Genomic DNA, 17255 nt, shown 5'->3' with positions numbered 1-17255 from the left:
AAAGTGCGTTGAATGTAAGCTTCATTACTGCAGTCGTCAGAAACCTCGTTGCTCTGTATTGCAGCAGGCAGAGCGGCGTTGCGAAAGCTGCCGAGATCACCAATCGCTTTAATCACGGGCGTTGACGTCGACTGTCATGCACACAGGACCGCAGCAGTGGCCACAGAACGCGTTGGACAATGCGGCTCATGGTGAGCAAGGGGAGGGGGTATCAAAGCTCTGGACACCTTTGACGCGGACACAGACCGTTCCCTCACGCGCAGAAAAAATCCCCCTTTAACAAAAAATGTTAAAGCCTTTAACATGTCCTAATTCGGCAAACCCCTTTACTGGCGGGACTTTCCGCCAATCTGACGGATGTTAAAGCGATGTTAAAGCCGGGTTATATGTTAAAGCTGGCAATACGGTCCGGGGAGGTGACCGGCGACCCGGATTGTTAGTTTTGCGAGCACAGAATTCGACGGAGCGGTCGCTCCCTATCGCGATCGCCGCCAAGACTTCTCGCCCCTGCCCCTCCCCCAAGGCGGAATGTTCTACGCCCAGGCGTGCCGTGAATATATCGGACGGGGCTGTTGAGCGCCCGCGCCATCTCGTGAGTACACGGAGGACGGCTCGACTAGCGGCTCGGCGCGCGTCCGGCAACTGCTGCAATCGGCCAATTTCGGTCATTGGCATCGGCCATACGGTGGTCGTTCGAACAACCGGTAGTCGTTAAAAACCGCCGCATTGGTGCGCGCTCGTCGGCCCCGTCCGGACGTTTGGCGAGGTTCATCTCTACGTAGCAATCACCGATTTGCCGAACTTGCTCTGTCTCATCAGAGATCGTTGAACTGGCGACCGACCAGCGCATCGTACGTCTTCGGCTCGGCCGTGACGATCGCCCGCATCAGTTCGTCAAGCGCCGTGCGGCTGGCAAATTCGCGGGCGAAAACCCGAGCGGTGCGCACCGACACTTGATGCGAACGCAAGATTCCACCTCCGTCCACGTCGAACGTAAAAAAGTGAAGATCCGGGTCACCGTTCGGCGCTGCTTGATGCGCTGCGATCGTCGCAATCATGGCGAAGGTCGAGTTTTCATTGCGAGCATACGTTGGCCCAAAGGCGCATTTTTGACGTAACGGCCGAGAAACGGGGCGTCCGTATAAGACGCCTTCCGGAAACGTACTAAAATGTCGTCAACGGAATTACATCGGCGGGGGTTCGAATGCTGACGCGAGAGGGCGCTGATGAAGCCGAAATAATTGTCCGGCCGCGCACCGGTGGCGGCTGGCAGGTCGAATTTCCGTCGTCCACGGGGGTCCGTGTCACTACGGCGGATACGGAGCAGGAGGCGCTCGCCTTAGCGCGGTCGTTAGGTCCTGACATGCAAGTGCGCCTTCTTCCTGCCGCTGATGGCGTCGTGCGGGAGCGGCAAAAGGTTGACAGGCCCGTCTGAGATTGTGCTGGGTCTTTGATTAACAATGACATGATCGTTGTGTTCCGGAATGAGGGAAGTGTCGGGCACGAGTACGCGGCCCAAGCCCTACGCGCTGTCGATCTCGAAGTTTGTGCGGATGATGTATTTGTAGGCGCTTCATCAGTGACGACCCCCGCGCGCGAAAGGCCGACGTTGCGATGTGTCATTGATCGACTATGGGCGAACGACATGGTTGTGGTTTTCGATCTGGCGTCCCTTGGCAACGGCTACGCCGATGTTCTCGATACGTTACGGATGATCGCGGAGAAAGGCGCGGCGGTTGCCTGCCTCAGCCGAACAGATGCAGGATGGACGATCGTCCGACATGAAACGTTGATCGCCGCGCTCACTTTAGTTGCGGACATAGATCGAAAGGTCCGGACAATACGAGCGAGGGACGCCTCTCGGCGGTTGGGTGACCTTGGAGCGAAAGTAGGGCGCCCCTGTTCGCTGAGCGCGACATTACAGCGTGAGGCGCTCGCAGCGTTGGCAGCAGGAAGCACGGTCTCGGAAGTTGCCCGCGCCTTGAACACATCACGACAGACAATTTTGCGACTTCGCCGATCGCAGGAAACGAGTGAAGGCAGCGCTTGAACTGTCGCACCAATGCAGCGCGCTGCCCTGGAGTGATTGGTCCACCTCCGGGCGCGCCTGCTAATTTGAGGGCGTTGAGGCGCCAGGGTCACGGAAGCTCGCAATGTCGACGAAGGTGACCGCTACGCCGACGGTTTCGCCGGTGTCCGAACTGTAAGGGAAGATCTTTCGAACAAAGCAACGTTGGCGATCGTCACGTATGACAGCTTCGAGTGGCTTACTCGCGTGAAGTACCCGCTCGATGTCTGCATAGAAGTCGTCGTCACGGAAGATGGGCACGAGGTCGGCGATACTCCGTCCGGTGTCACCGGACCTCAGTGGAAAGACGTCACGCATTGACGATGTGAACCACCGAAGCTTCAACGCGGTATCGAGGAACATCGTCATCACGCCGGCGCACAGCAGTACATGATGCTGCATAGCCAGTTCAGCGATGTTCGCCTGCAATTCTGTGTTTGAGCGGTCAAGATCTTCGATGCTACGTGCGAGCTGTTCGTTAGATGCTTTCAGCTCCTCGTTGAGCGCCAACAGCTCTTCGTGTGACGCGTCGACTTCTTCGCGCGAGATCCGGGCTTCGTCCTTCCAATCCATACTTTCGGCCGCGCCGAGGTCGTCTCGCAGGAGGGACGAGCCGTCGGCAGCAAGCGCGCGTCCGTCGTCCTGCCCTCTTATGAATGACACCAGCAAGCGATCACACGGGCGGTCCTCCGCGTTTCGAAGCGGCGTGACGCGTATGTTCATCGATGTGCTCGCCGAGGCGCCGTCTTGCGACACCGTGAGTATCAGCGAACGCTCTTCGTGCACGGCTTGCAACATGCCCTGCCGAAGGCATGCCGCCCATGGCTGGGGGACCAGGTGGATGACATTGAGTGAAGGCTCTCCCGGAGGAAGAGCGAGAATCCCGCTGGTTCTGCCGTACGTACGCAGAACGTTGCCCTTCTGATCCGTCAGCACCGATGGAATGTCGAACCGTTCGTAGGCGACGCGAAGTGCAGCACGAGGCAACGCTGCTGCATGGCGGACGGTTCGCGCATGGCTTATCCGCGGTGCCGTGGGCATGGGCCCGGTTTTGCGGTAGATGTTCCATTTTCGCGAGACGCTCTCAAAGCCATGCCCATCGAGCGGTAAAGCCTCACTTCTGCCTAAGAACAGGAACCCGCCTTCGCGCAACGAACCATGAAGAACGTTCAGAACGTCTTTCACCGTCTCGGGTGCCAGGTAGATGAGCAGATTTCGGCAAGTGACAAGATCCAGACCGGAAAGTGGCGGATCGGCAATAAGATCCTGCGGCACAAACACCAGTTTTTCACGTAGGGCCCGTTTGACTCGGAACGCACCATCGACTTCGTAGAAGTACCGGCTTTGCTGTGCCTTGGAAAGCCCGCCTAGCGACTCTTTGCGGAATACGCCACGACTGGCCAGCGCGACCAACTCTGGCGCCGCGTCGGTTGCGAAAAGTTTAAAGTCGCTCGACTGTTTTCTTTCGCGCGAGATGTCGTCAAGAAGCATCGCGACCGAATATGCCTCCTCCCCGGTCGCGCAGGCCGTCGTCCAAACTCGAATTGAACGCCGGCCCTGTGTCTGGAATAGGAGCGGTTCGAGCACGTCATGACGCAGGGTCTCCCAGGCATCAGCATCACGGAAGAATTCCGTCACATGTAACGGGATCTTGCGCACCAACGCTTCCAGTTCAATCAGGTCATCTTCGAGGAGGGAAGCGTAATCATCGAATCGCCACACCTTTCGCACATCCATGCGCTGCTGAATGCGCCAAAGCAACGGAGACGGCTTGTAGCCGCTCAAGTCAAAGCCCGCGTGCATGCGGACCAGGGAGATGATGCGATGGAGTGATGCGGTCACGTCGTCAGTCGCCTGAGTGGCTGACACCGGGGCAGCGTAATCGCGGTCAGTGCAGGCCACAAGCTGCTGGCCAATGGCACCGACAGGCAAAATGTGGTGGTGGATACCTCGACGAATGACCGCGTTCGGCATGCCGTCGTGCAAAGCGGTAAGCGGATCTTGAACGATCACGACGCCCCCGGCTTGCCGGATGCGCACGGCGCCGGCCGTACCGTCCATGCCCGTTCCCGATAGGATGACGGCGATTGAAGGCGGCTGCTCTCGAAGAGCCAAGCTCTCGAGAAAAGAATCAATCGTGTCAATGCCGGGGCGTCGCGACCCGCCTTGCGCGGGTCTCGTTGCAAAAACGCCGTCTTCGAGCGTCAGAACGTGCTCCGGCGATGGAAAATACACGCGGTTGGCCTCGGGGCGCACTCCGGCCGTCGCAGCTCTGACCGGAAGGTGAGTGCACTTCGCGATTAAGGCCGGGAGGGCACTGGGCGAGCCGGCGGGCAAGTGCTGCAAAACGACGATTGCAAAGGGGACTGGGGCCGGAAGTCCTCTAAACAGCTTCTGCAGGGCCGTGATGCCGCCGGCCGATGCGCCGACCGCGACAATCGGCACGTCGGCCGCGGTCTCGTTCGACGTTAGCGAATCGTCCATAGCCAGCTCCTTTGACAGCTGTTGATGCTAAGCCAGTTCCGGGCAATCTGCCGCCGCTCGTTGAGGCGGTCGTCGAAACGGTCACCTAGCTCGCCTGAGACTTCTCGGAGACCACTTCTTTAGCCGCCTGCTGTCTTTGCGTTCGCTTTCGATAGACAGGCCGCCCAGGCCCAGCCGCCGGACTCGCGTTCCCCTTTTGATCTCGAACGGTTGCGACGTTTCTTGCCTCCTAATTCCAACATAGACGACGCTCATTTCAAGGCATCTTTTTTGCGCCGTTATATACGCTTGCAATCCGCAGGCGCACGTGAGGAGCACGGCCATGAATGAAGATCAGGTGAAAGGTGTCGGAGAGAAGGTGAAGGGCAAGATCAACGAGGGCGTCGGCAGGATGACGGACGATCCCGCACAGGAAGCGAAGGGCGACGCCCAGCAAATTGCTGGCGAGGCAAGAAAACAAGTCGGCAACGCCGAAGAGGATGCGAAGGATGCTGGCAATGAGGCGGTGGATCGTGACCGCGGCTCTAATGCACCGTAACCTATCGATTCAAGAATGAGGCAAGCCGTGTAAAGGCTGGGGAGAAAGCCATGAATCGCATCTCGTTTCTGTTAAGCGTGCTCGTAATAACGGCAAGCACCAGCGCGGTCGCGCAGACTACACAAAAGGCTCCGTCGCCAACGACTCAGAGCGGCGCCACGAAGGATCCAACGGCCGACACCGCTTCCAGCGGGGCAAGCAACTCCGACGGTCCGACACTGATGCAGCAACGTGAAAAGGGCATGTCTCCGGATGGCGCTTCGGGCACAGACGCAAGCGGTAAGGCGACGGGCAAAATGAAACAATAAAGTCACGCCCGTCCTCGACGGGCGTTGACCGTTGCCGCGAACACAGAAAGAAACTGGACGTTCTCCGTGCGTTCGCTACGTCGCACGGCGGCAGATGGACGAACGCGTACGTCATGAAAAATAAAGCAATGGACCCATGACCTAGTGGTCAACGCAATCCGCGCGATGCCGGCGGGCGTTGCACGTGTCGAGTATGCAGCCTGTCTTGTCTATCTGAACTCTTGAAAGGCAGCCAGTAGGCCGCGGTGGGAACGTTGACCGTCTGGTGACTGCTAGGCTCCAGCAAGAGACAACTGGGGGCGCAAGCATCGAGTGTCGGCTCGGGGTCGCGAAGACTCATTCGCAGTTCCCCGAAGCCGACAATACCCCGCGCCTCACCGCCAACGACAGCAGCGAAGTGGTGCGGCCTTCCAGTTATGGAACGGCGAATAGCGGCGATTGCCGACAACCGCACTCTCGATGGCTTTGCGGCGGACGTAGCGTCAGAGCAGACACGTGCGCTAGGCGCACTTACGAGCCATGAAAGATCTTCCCCCGCACGTATCTTCGCTGGCTCTAACAGCAACTCTCCCAGCGTTTTAATCTGCTACACCAGACGCACCTCCATCTCGGTGATGTTTCGCCGGGCCCAACTAGCCCGCATCCCAGATGTGTCGATCGTCGTACCGGTACTCGTCACTGCTCTTCAAATACTCTTCGAAGTTGGTTTATGAAGGGGTTACAAGGGTTACGTGCTCCTCGGCTATTGATTTGAATGGAATATTTCCCCAGCCCAACGTGTCCTCCCGACGTCGCGTAACCGTGGTTTTGGGTTACATCGCTTTTGCTGTAACTAGCGCTGTTACCTCTGTGTTCTAAAAACACAAACGCACCGATATCGGACTTAGACATATTTATAAAAATGGCCCGTCTCCCGCACAATTGATTTTCATCAATCGCATACTGTCTGCCCATGAGATCGCTTGACATACGTGACGACCTAGTTTGGCCCCAAGCTGAAGACGGCGACCCTTTCAATGACCTCGAATTGCTTGATGACAATCGTGTGCAAGCCTGGATCATGGCGCAGAATCAGAGGACTGAAGCGGTCTTCGGAATGGCACAGAAGACGAAGGCGCTCGAGGCACGTTTAGCAAAAGCCTATACATCGAAAGACCGCATCGTCACATGTGCTCGCTACGGCGATTGGGCTTATAACAAATGGCAAGACAGCGCGCATCCGCTAGGAGTTTTCAGGCGCACTCGATGGAGTGCGTGGCTTGACGGCGTGCCCCAGTGGGATGTCCTACTGGACCTCGATGCGCTGGACGCAAATACGCGCGGATGCGATGAACAGCGTTGGGCGCTTACGAAGTTTGAGATGCTGCACCCTAGCTACGACCGAGCACTACTTAGCCTGTCCCCAGGCGGTTCGGACGCAGTCATTGTGCGCGAGTTTGATATCGAGTCAAGAAGCTTCCTCGAGGAAGGTTTCAACGTGCGAGCAGTCGGCAAGCATCGTATCTCGTGGATAAACCGCGACACTGTGTACATCGGCTGGGACGACAACCATGTCAGTGCTAGGCCTACGCTTACCGATTCGGGCTTACCAAGAGCGTCACGCCGCTGGTGCCGTGGCACACCGCTCGCCGATGCGCCCATTGTGTTCGAGGGTGCACAACGCGATGTGTTTGCGATCTCGACTTATGACCCCAATGAAAAGCTGCATCTCGCCTTGCGCGGTGTGACCTTCTACGACACGCTGCATTACTGGCTCGACGAATCCAAGAGCGAATGGTGTCAGTACGATCTGCCGACGCACACGGAAATCGAGCACTGGAACGGCTGGCTCTTCGTGACGCCGCGCAAGTTCTGGAACGCGGGTGGCCGTCGCTACGCGCCCGGCACGCTGACCGTCATTCGGCGCGACGCGTTTCTCGCGGGCTCGCGCCAGTTCGTCGCGATCTTCACGCCGTCCGAGCGGCTCGTGCTCGCGGGCATCGACTTCACGAAGCACTGGCTCATCGTCTCACAAATGGACGACGGCGCGCCGCGCGCCACACTGCTGCGCCCGCCCGCGACGCCCGACGGCGATTGGGCATCGCGCGCGTTCGCGCTGCCGGATGCGAGCCAGTCCTGGGTCGATTCGATCGACAGCGAACGTGACGACACCGTACTCATCCACGTCGAGCACTTCCTGACGCCGCCATCGCTGTATCACGCCGATCTCGCCAACGACGCCCCGTGGCAACTGCTCGCGCGCCTTCCCGCCCAGTTCGATGCGGCCGGTCTCACCGCCGTGCGCCGCCACGCGCTCGCGCCGGACGGCGAGCGCATTCCCTTCTGGTTGATCGGCCGCGACGTCGAGACGCGCACTGACGCGCGCTCCTGCTTGCTCTATGGTTACGGAGGCTTCGAAGTCGCTCTCAATCCGCGATACGAGGCGACGACCGGCATCGGCTGGCTCGAGCGCGGCGGACTGTACGCGGTCGCCAACATTCGAGGCGGCGGAGAATTCGGCCCCGATTGGCATCAGGCCGCCCTGCGGGGCAAGCGTCAAGTGTCGTTCGACGATTTCATTGCGGTCGCACAGGCGCTGATCGATTCCGGCGTGACAACGTCGAAACAGCTTGCAATTCGCGGCGGCAGCAATGGCGGCCTGCTGGTCGCCGCGTGTATGGTCCAGCGGCCCGAGCTTTTCGGCGCGGTGCTGTCAGAGGTACCGCTCATTGATATGGCGCGCTTCCATCTGTTGTTGCAGGGAGCCTCCTGGATCGACGAATTTGGCGATCCGAACGACCCCGACGATCTGAGTTATCTGCTGAACTATTCGCCGTATCACAACGTGCGAGCCGAAATCTCCTATCCTCCGGTGTTATTCACTTCATCGACGCGCGATGATCGTGTGCATCCAGCCCATGCGCGAAAAATGGTCGCGAAAATGCAGGCACAAGGACACAAGGATGTTTGGTATCTTGAACTGGCGGACGGTGGGCACGGAATGGGGATTACGCCGAATGCCATCGCGCATGCGGAATCCGTGGCGCTCACTTTCATTGCGACGATGGTAGGACTGACCTGAGGTCCAGTCTTGGATGTACGCCCGCCGGTACCAGAAGTTCGGCTATCACAAGGCCTCGAAAGTCGCGCAGACACGCTGTTCAGTACCAGTATGCCGAGCTCGTGCTAAATCACCCCGTTTAGCCGTGGCTGGCCTGCCACCGTCGCGCCTTCGAGTGACTCGATGGCTTCGCGTTGAAATGACGGCGCGAGTCGGGCAAGTGCGCGGTTAGCATGTTGGCGTCGGCCATATGGCGAATGAAGTAGACGGCTCGGTTGACGCCAGAATGCTTTGTACGGTCCTCGTGAAGCCTGTGATCAGCACCTCTCTCCCGACAAGTAGCCGCATTTTGACGGCGAGTTCAGATAACCTGCGTTCTACGGAGGTCTCAGTCACTTGGCCAGCTCGACGATGCGTGCGAGTTCTCTCGTTCATTTTCCATGCGCTTTAGAGATCTTCGCCAACAAACAATCTTCTCGAATAATCGCGCCAGCTCCAATACGTCTTGATGACTAGGATGAAGCCATTCAGTTTCGTTGTGACGGTTATAAACGACCTCACTCGATCTATGACTTATGTGCCTCATCTTTGAACTCCGATAAATATCAGTTATCGTGGTAATCATTGAATCAATCGCATCAGCCGATAATTCTTCACGACAGGTCGCAGCAGAATCCTGTGCGCGGGAACAATCATCACTCTCACCAGAGCTTATCTTCTAAGATCTAGACCGTTAACCAGTCCGATCAACGAATTAACTCATATGCGTCCGATCGGCCGGGTCGGACAGTGATGTGGGCGTGATCAAGCGGCGCTAGCTATCAAAGTGCACCGTCAGTTCTCCGGACAGAGGCTGCGCATTTCCATCCCGCACTTGGAGGCGTCGAAGGAGCGCATCCATTACTTCTCCGCGATTTCCCGAAAATGCGTTAGTTGAGTGAACCCTCGTGAAACAACTGAAAATCCACAAGGCACGCCTTCGGTAAGCAAGCTAGCCGGGCGAATTTTTACCGGCGAACTACGGGTTGGCCAATTGAGGGGCGAGCGAATCCGAATCGGTTACATCAACTGGTAGCCTCCCAGGGGCGATCATCCAACGGTGTCGCCCCAGCCACCGGTCCTTCTTGTGGGTGGCTCCAAGCGTCTCCGGCGATTTGGACTTTGGAGCATCAACGACTGTCTTGTCGCAGCGGTAATCGTCTTGCATTTGTACCGCCGCCTCTACGCGTATTTCACAACCTAGAAGAAATACAACTAAACAGACGAAGTTAAGGCATGAAGATTCCACCATGCTTGTATGATTCAAGTATCAACGTAATTCGACGCAAATGTCGACCTGAAAAAGGGAACACGTACGACGAGATTTATATTTCGAGATAACAATTGACTGGCCAAGGCGTCGGTTCACCGGCTCAATCCCGCGGTGAAAGTTCAGCGCAGCGCGGTTCTGATTTGGTACGCCAAGAGCCATTTCAAGGTTTCACGCCTCTCTCGACGAGTCGGTCGTGACGACGTTGCTAATTCTCTGGTAGCAGGGACGCCAAGTACGAACCATCCGCGTAGTGATCTCACTCTACTAAGCGTGGACACGAGCGCTGTATGGTCCGCCTCGATTCGATGCTTCGATGAGGAATAGCGCCATCGTGAATAAACGTGCGCTTCGTTCGATACAAGCAAGACGTTGTGAGCCCTGATCTCCCGAGCAAGTGTTTGAGTCAGATAGATTATCAGCGCTTTCGGCCGTAGGCCATGCCATTTCTGCGTGAGCTGCCGGAAGAGGTCGTGTCCGCCCCTACCCTTGTCTGGTCCTTGCACGCACCCAATGAGGACCCTAGGTCTAGAGACCTTGCCCCCGAGACATGCAATCGAAAATGAGCATGAGACAAGTCGGGCACCGCTGCGGTCTCTGATCGTCAGAGTCCAATCCCCTTCTTTCTGAAATCTTTCGAGTATCTCGATCGACATATGCCAAATCTCCTGGCCTACGGAGATCGTTCCAAGATTAGCCTTTCCGAGCGTTGCTAACTTTGGCGTAACCGTTGGCGCAAGAGCTTTCGTGAAGGCGTCATGTTGAAGGCTGATCTTCAAGATGTCGCTAGGCCGCAGAGCAGCGTGGAGAAAAGGTCGGTGAATCCGCTCGAGGTTTCGCGGACAACTTTTCAGCCACCAGCCCTTCTCGGCCGCAAAGCACAAGCCTAGCCAAGGGGTCGTTGCCCTCAGATACAGGCAAGAACGAAGCAGAAACCGGAGCCGCCGCCAGAAAGCAAATGTTGTGTTTTCAGGATAAGCGCTCAAAGCTCCATCGACAATCAAAGCGCTGCAGCGCAGTGTCTGAGCGATGAAGCGAAGCCTACCGAGGCCATGCGTTGCCGCAGGAGAAGCCGGCGTGCAAGATCTTGCGGCCGCGGCCGGCGCACTCTTAAGGTCGGTGGTGGTCTTTGCCCGCATGTTTCGCATGTCATCAGCCATTTCTCCGGCCCGTGGCTTCATGCTCCGCTCAAGCATGTTTGCCACGGCCTAAAAACGATAACCCGCACCCACGCCGCCACCATAAGAGCCGCGGGTGTTACTGGTGAACGACGCTTTTACCGTCCAAGATCTTGTGGCGGTCGACAAGCCAAGGGCGACGGCAGATTGGCCTCCGTAGGTGCCTCCAGCGACTGATAACATGCTTTCGCCGGGGAATGCCTGCGGAAGATTGGCGGTGGCTATTGCGGACGCGGATCCACCTTTTGCATCTTTGCGGTCATGTTCCATTTCCATCCGCACTTCGCCAATCGCGGCGTCGGTATGTGCATTCGCATTCTCAAGGTTCGCTTTGAGCGCAGCGTTGAGCTGCCCGAGGTTGACAGCGTCGGTTTGTGCCACGCCGGCGCCGACCTCGGAGATGCGCTGTCCCCGTCTGGACAGCGCACCACTGTTCGGATTCTGACGAGGATCGTTGTGTTCAGGATGGACCTTGTCGTCCACGAGAGAAGGTGCACGATGTTCGAGCGCATCGACTCGGGAAGTCAGCGCGAAGACCTGATCGCCGTTTACGGCGTCCGTGCTGCCCTTTCCAATGCGTCCCGCAGCGAGGTTCGTCAACGTAACAACAGAAGAAGCGCCAATACCGCCAAGGGTCACCGACGCTCTGCCTGACCCCGTGTCGTAGACGATCGCATCGAGCGTTTTCCCCCGGCCATCGATGAGGCCGGCCGACTTAAGCTGCGCAACATTCACCGCGTCAGTGTCTTCAGTTCCCGGGGCAACGTGGGTAATTTGGCGGTTCATTCCATCTCTGCCGATTGAAATGCTACTTGAGCGGTCCGCCGATGAGCCTGCCCCGATTGCGACGGAGTTATCGGCACTCGCGTTCGCATTCGAACCGAACGCGATTGATGACACGCCCGTTGCGGTCGCCGCCCCGCCGACGGCAATAGCTTCGGTTCCCTCCGCTGTCGCCTCTTCGCTCGTGGAGTTCACACGAACGAATCGATTTGCACCGCTCCTACCTATTTTGTCGACGGCTGCCTTAACGTCTTTCACCTTGCCACTTACGCCTTCCACCGCCTGATTCGTTTGGAAAAGCTGAGCCCCTGTGACCGCTTCGCTGCTATCAGAAGTGATGGCTCCAGGTGCGAGATTGCTGATTGTTGTCCCCGACGGCCCGTTGAGACGGACACTCCTACCGCCGCGGTCGTCGTATGCGACTAGCGCGCTCTGTGCATCGCCATTTCCGTCAAACTTCGCACCGAGCTGCTTCAACTGTGCAACCGTCACCGCGTCTTGTTCTGCGACACCAGGTATGACGTCAACCACCCGTCGGTTGCCAACTGCTACGGTCCTGGCGCGCGTCGCCACCGTGTCTTCACCAAGAGCGACAGAACCGGTTGCGCCACCCCATACCGCCGATCCACTGCCAACCGCGACACCTCCGTTTTCCGAAATCTCCGCGTACTCCCCTATAGCGACGGATTGGACGTCCTCTGCCTTCGCGTGTGCTCCCAGAGCGACGCTGCCGGATGCCGCGCCTTTCGTCCAGGCATCAAGACCGATCGCGATGCTGTTTGCCCCTGCCGCTATCGCTCCATCGCCGACGTTTACAGCGTGATCCCCTCGTACCGGGATAACCACTCTCGCTGATAGTGGTCTTTGGTTCTGACTTCCAAAGTCGAAAGACGGCGCGTCAAATTCGTGTGGACGTTCGCGTGAAGGGCCATCCGATCGTGACACGTCGAGCACATTGGTCCGAGATGGTCGGGACGACGCGCCCACAGAGGCGGCCGGAACGTGCACGTCATCTGGCCTAGGACTCTCGGAAGCATCGGCCCCTCGTCCATAAGGGCCAGTGCGCCCAGGTTCAGAAATTCGTCTCAGTCGGGACCGTCCATAACCCTTTTTCGGTCGCGACCTCCATCCGCCCTCGCGATAGCTTTTCGTCGTAGCCAGAGAAATACCACCCACATGGAGGTTGTCATTCCGATCAGAGAACGAACCCGAAGCGAATGTCGCACCAGGACATACACTGAGTAAGCCCGCCAAAGCAATAAACGCGATTTTATATGTAGTACTATGCATTGAAGTTTGCTTTTGATTGAGAAAACGCTGAATTGCAACTGCACATGCGCTTGCGAACAGAGTCCGTCCATGTGCTGAGTGCCTCTTCAACACGGCCTACTGTGCTCGAATACGAATTCCGCATTCGCCGGTACGAGAATTGTTCCGCTCAAATCAGGAAGACGATGTTTCGGCGTGCGCGGGACATTCAAAAGCCATTCAGGACGGACCGGCGGTTCTGGCAGAGCAGCGCTCGCTGAACAACTAACGTAGAAGATAACAGTGGCGCATCATTCACACTGCGTACCAAGCGAACTTCGGCAGCGCTGCCGTTCGCCAATCAGGACCGGCCCAAAAGGCTCATTACCGACCGACCGATAACGCGGGGATCGTGCCCTCCGCAGTAAACTGGCGGCGGGCGCCGGTTCAGCCCGAGTCGTCGATACACCGCGGTTTGAGCGGACCGAATGGAGTACTCCACGGTAAAAACCGCGTCCTCTTTCAATTCGCAGAATTGACCGATGAAAGCGAGGTTCTGCCAAGCGTCAGGGATCACATCAGGTCGGTCACCACTGCGACGATTCAGGAATTGACTTGTGATGTAAGGCATTAGGCAGGGAATGCATTGAGCCGAACCGAGTATCGGTCTCGCTTCATCACCTATTCGGAGATGGCCGACAAGTTCGGTCAGGATTTCGCGACCTGTGCACAATGCCATGGGTTTGTTAACGAAGTTTCCGGGGCGCTCTAAATTTAGCCCGTATCCCCACAGCACCTGTACATCGTCAGGCTGCCCGATGAAGTGGGGCTGATGAGGTAGGACAATCGACATCAACCAGTTCGATTCGGGGAATGTGATCAACCCTCCTTCGCCGGGGACGTTTCCGGTCAACGCTCGAATGAATTCAAAAAGTAACGGCGCGCGCAGTGTGGCGGTAAATGACAGCCACATCGATTCATCTAAGTGGTCACTGAACACGGATGGCCTTCCGAATTCCGGCCGACCGGCAGCTATCTTGTGCCACAACGTCCAGGCACCAGCTCTTTCGTGAATACCAAGCTCGGCATGCCGGTTCGTGGATCCAAGGCTAGAACTCGCAGTCATCGACCCCAGCGTCACGAAAACAGAATCGCGCTCAGTAAGGGGGAAGACCTCGCGCCGCCCGCTCGACTCGCAAACGAGACCGATAACTCGCTTCTTGCCCGCATCCTCATCCGCATATAAATCGTCAACCCGGGTCGTTCTGCGAAAGTCAACTCCGCGCTCTTCCAGCCACTTCTGGACGGGTAGCACCATCGAGTCGTACTGGTTATAGACGGTTCGCATGATCCCATTTAAGCGATTAAAGCCAGTCGTCATATGCGCAAAGCGCAATAGGTAGCGGCGAAATTCCATAGCGCTATGCCATGACTGGAACGCGAACGTGGTCGACCACATGATCCAAAAATTTGTTTCAAAGAAGTCGCGCTCAAAGCGATCACAGATCCGAACGTCGTCCAATAGTATTTCAGGCTCTATTGCGAAACGACCAAGAGCGAACAAGTGACTGTTCTTCAATCCATAGCAGGGAGATTCTTTGGGTCTTCCGTCCACCACGAAGCGCGCCTTAGATGCAGTACGTAAAGCCTTGTTCCATTCAAAAATTTCCTTCGTAACCGTGCTTCTTCCGTCTAGCGTAGGTATCGCGTCGAAGAGGTCGTACGTGCAGACGTAGTTGCTCTCAAGCATCCGGCCGCCGCGGATTACATAGCCGTCTGTGGGCGACCGCGCGCCGTCAAGGCTGCCACCGAACTTGTCCAACTCTTCCAAGATAGTTATTCGATGTCCATCGATCGCTCCGTCGCGAATGAGGAAAGCAGCCGCAGCGAGCGAAGCTATGCCCCCGCCAACGAGATAGAACCGCCCTTGCGCGACTGCATCGCGCAGTTCTTCGCGCTCACCGAGAGAAGTCGATTCATACATACATTTGGTCATAAGTGATGGCCTAACGAGCGGCTGCATTCAATGGGAGACTCAACATAGAGAATAACGACGTCTGGGGAGGAAAGTAATCGGACGGATACGAAAGTTCATGATAAATTCGTTAGGCATACTAGTCGGTCCTCGGGCAGACGAAGTCATGCTCTCCTTCACTCACGTCTGTTATTGGATCGACACTGTAAGTTATGTCCGACCGACCTCCGGTTGGACCAATTGGAAAAGACCCGCTTTCCCGTACGGGTACGAGTTAAGTCAATTTCCGTCGCATTGACTAAGAGTCGTCTTCTTCCTTTAAATTCGCGTGACTTCAATCGGTACCGATATCCCCGAGGCATCGGAAAATGCATGGCATCTTCTGCATGCAGTCGGCGTTTTGCATAATTTCAAGGGTCCGCGTGCTACAGCGTCTGCTCCGCAGTTGGCGTCGCCCGCGCCAGCGGACATGGACGGCTTCGCAAACCACTCGGTTTCTTTTCGAGAAGCAAGCGATTCGACACGCCCTGAACTATTGCCCGGTCCCGCAAACTTGCTTCTCAACTCGGAGCCCTGGACAAGGCTTTGATTTAAGATCGATGGGCCAGATCTGGTAGTCAGTATTCCGACCAAAAGTGAGGTCCGTATCGCACCGCTGATAGAGCTTCTTCCACACAAGCGCTTCGTACAATTGCCGACGGATGCTATCGCGGCGTGACAAACGCTTACTGTAAAGAACGTCGCGGCGGGAATATCGACGACTTCAGTGCTCATACAGCCTGAGACCAGGCACGGCCGTCCGAAAGCGTGGTACGAAATGCGTGTGAAGGTAACCCTCACAGCGCGACGCCCCTGGCGCCACGGTTCTATATCGCCCCTCCAAGCAACGGCTTCACGGATACGAAAGCGCGGCCTAGTAGCGCCTATCGCCGTCGTGCGGCGCTGTCCGTTTCTCCGTTGGGCAAGCTCGTTGCAGCGCCTCAGGCTGTGAGGTATCCAAGTGGTGGTATCGAAGACGTCTAATGTTCGATAATGAGCGATGCAGGGGATGGTCGAATCTCACCTTAAGACAACGAGACGACGAGTCGCCGATCACGTAATTGGGCGACGCTTCTCCGCGTCGGCCACGTCAATGCTGATATTCGATCAGCGAACGGCACCCCGAACGGGCGCAGCAACTGACCTTTCCGATCTGCACACTCTGTGCATGTTGCAGAAGATCAGCGCGGAACGTGCGACCTCACCTTGACCCGTAAGCAACGCCTCGCAGGTCCGGTAGGGACCAAGGGCCCCGACCCATGCATGTGAGGGAACCGCACGGTCTAAGCTGCTCCCATTGCCCTACCGACGATTCGGCACTCGCGCACATATCCCGCATGAGCCCTTAGCTCTATCGTCCGCGGTAGCCGCGGCGCACCGCGACGCTAAATGTCTCCGGCGCCATCTCTCCTGCTAACTGCAGCGCTGGACTTGCATGGCCCTTCGTGCCAATTGACCCGCGGATCCCGCGCTTTTCGCAGTCTGGGTGGAGCGAGAATCTATCGCTCGATTCACCCGCGTTAAGTCAAATCCTTCCCCAAGATCCCCTTTTTAAACTCGTAAGCACTGTCCCGACCATTTGATTAGTCGGTAACCTCTACCGATTGATTCTAAGAAACCGCCAGAATTGCTGTCATAACGTCGTTTCTAGGATGCGAGCGACTGTGGTGACAAGGTGCCGCGGCAGTCGGAAGGCACGGGCGAAAAACAATCGTCTTTGTACAGCGGCGCTCGTCTAGCGGACGAGCCCGAGAGGAGTTCGCCCTCTTTATGGAGAAGTTTTTATGATTGCAGACCCGTATGCGGCCAGCCTGCTCTACTCCGCGTTACTGAAGGCTCAAGGCACTTTGAACAGTGCACTCGTTGAGCTCTGGCCTCTGCTTGACAAGGATGAACGTGAAATGGCGACTACCGCGGTAGCATCCATTTTCGCGGAAGTGCTGATTAGCGGGATGAGTCCGCTTGAGCACGCACACCCGGGTCTTTATTTGCCAAAAGAGGGCGTCGCAATAACCGATTGCCCCTCAATCTGAGTCGTCTGGCAAATCAACGTGTTTCTAATTCGAACCTGGATGCGGTGCGTTGGATCCGACAATTGACAACAAATGCCGAATCTTCGACATAGCTCCCTAGCATGTGCAATCAAATCGAAGCTGTAAATTTCGCCGATTGGGGCTTCGACTTAGTGCCAGGCGAGTGCCGATCGTTCGTAACTGAGCGACAACCAATGAAGCTGAGACTTCGCGTAATACCGGCCGGCTCGGTGCTCAGGTTCGAGGCCATCG

10 protein-coding genes are annotated in these 17255 nt (G+C 57.0%); 5 read left to right on the top strand and 5 right to left on the bottom strand.

Annotation, left to right across the window (positions count from 1 at the left end):
* Window positions 1–815: 815 nt before the first annotated feature.
* Window positions 816–1058 (bottom strand): hypothetical protein, encoded by a 243-nt coding sequence (locus NCS03_RS00470; protein ID WP_250528629.1) that lies wholly within the window; start codon window positions 1056–1058, stop codon window positions 816–818.
* Between the two features lie 407 nt (window positions 1059–1465).
* Here NCS03_RS00470 and NCS03_RS31220 point away from each other — a divergent pair, with 407 nt between their 5' ends.
* Entirely contained in the window at window positions 1466–2050 is a 585-nt protein-coding gene (locus NCS03_RS31220) for a recombinase family protein (protein WP_350029343.1), read from the top strand.
* 60 nt (window positions 2051–2110) lie between these two features.
* On the opposite strand, the gene NCS03_RS00465 is transcribed toward NCS03_RS31220, so the two are convergent.
* Window positions 2111–4552 (bottom strand): CheR family methyltransferase, encoded by a 2442-nt coding sequence (locus tag NCS03_RS00465; protein WP_250528628.1) that lies wholly within the window; start codon window positions 4550–4552, stop codon window positions 2111–2113.
* A 322-nt stretch (window positions 4553–4874) separates the two neighbouring features.
* Between NCS03_RS00465 and NCS03_RS00460 the strand changes: the two genes are divergently transcribed.
* The 3 genes from NCS03_RS00460 to NCS03_RS00450 all read left to right on the top strand — a co-directional run bounded on the left by NCS03_RS00460 (window position 4875) and on the right by NCS03_RS00450 (window position 8459).
* Window positions 4875–5090, top strand: coding sequence for a CsbD family protein (locus tag NCS03_RS00460; protein WP_250528627.1), 216 nt, complete (start codon window positions 4875–4877; stop codon window positions 5088–5090).
* 50 nt (window positions 5091–5140) lie between these two features.
* Complete coding sequence (locus tag NCS03_RS00455) at window positions 5141–5398, top strand: hypothetical protein (protein ID WP_250528626.1); 258 nt, start codon at window positions 5141–5143, stop codon at window positions 5396–5398.
* A gap of 952 nt (window positions 5399–6350) precedes the next feature.
* Window positions 6351–8459, top strand: coding sequence for a prolyl oligopeptidase family serine peptidase (locus NCS03_RS00450; RefSeq protein WP_284504239.1), 2109 nt, complete (start codon window positions 6351–6353; stop codon window positions 8457–8459).
* Window positions 8460–9869: 1410 nt separating this feature from the next.
* Here NCS03_RS00450 and NCS03_RS31215 read toward each other — a convergent pair.
* The 3 genes from NCS03_RS31215 to NCS03_RS00440 all read right to left on the bottom strand — a co-directional run bounded on the left by NCS03_RS31215 (window position 9870) and on the right by NCS03_RS00440 (window position 14952).
* A complete protein-coding gene (locus tag NCS03_RS31215) occupies window positions 9870–10886 on the bottom strand; it encodes a DUF535 family protein (protein WP_350029345.1) in 1017 nt (338 codons plus the stop codon).
* Between the two features lie 69 nt (window positions 10887–10955).
* Window positions 10956–12998 carry a YadA family autotransporter adhesin gene (locus NCS03_RS31115; RefSeq protein ID WP_284504253.1) on the bottom strand — a complete coding sequence of 681 codons (2043 nt, stop codon included), beginning with the start codon at window positions 12996–12998 and terminating at the stop codon, window positions 10956–10958.
* Window positions 12999–13317: 319 nt separating this feature from the next.
* Window positions 13318–14952, bottom strand: coding sequence for an oleate hydratase (locus NCS03_RS00440; protein ID WP_250528623.1), 1635 nt, complete (start codon window positions 14950–14952; stop codon window positions 13318–13320).
* A gap of 1802 nt (window positions 14953–16754) precedes the next feature.
* On the opposite strand from NCS03_RS00440, the gene NCS03_RS00435 reads away from it, so the two are divergent.
* Entirely contained in the window at window positions 16755–17003 is a 249-nt protein-coding gene (locus NCS03_RS00435) for a hypothetical protein (protein WP_250528622.1), read from the top strand.
* The last annotated feature ends 252 nt before the right edge of the window (window positions 17004–17255 follow it).

The organism is Caballeronia sp. ATUFL_F1_KS4A, from assembly GCF_023630905.1.
GTDB lineage: Bacteria > Pseudomonadota > Gammaproteobacteria > Burkholderiales > Burkholderiaceae > Caballeronia > Caballeronia zhejiangensis.
The sequence above is the reverse complement of the archived record's forward strand: the minus strand, read 5'-3'. Positions and strand labels throughout refer to the sequence as shown.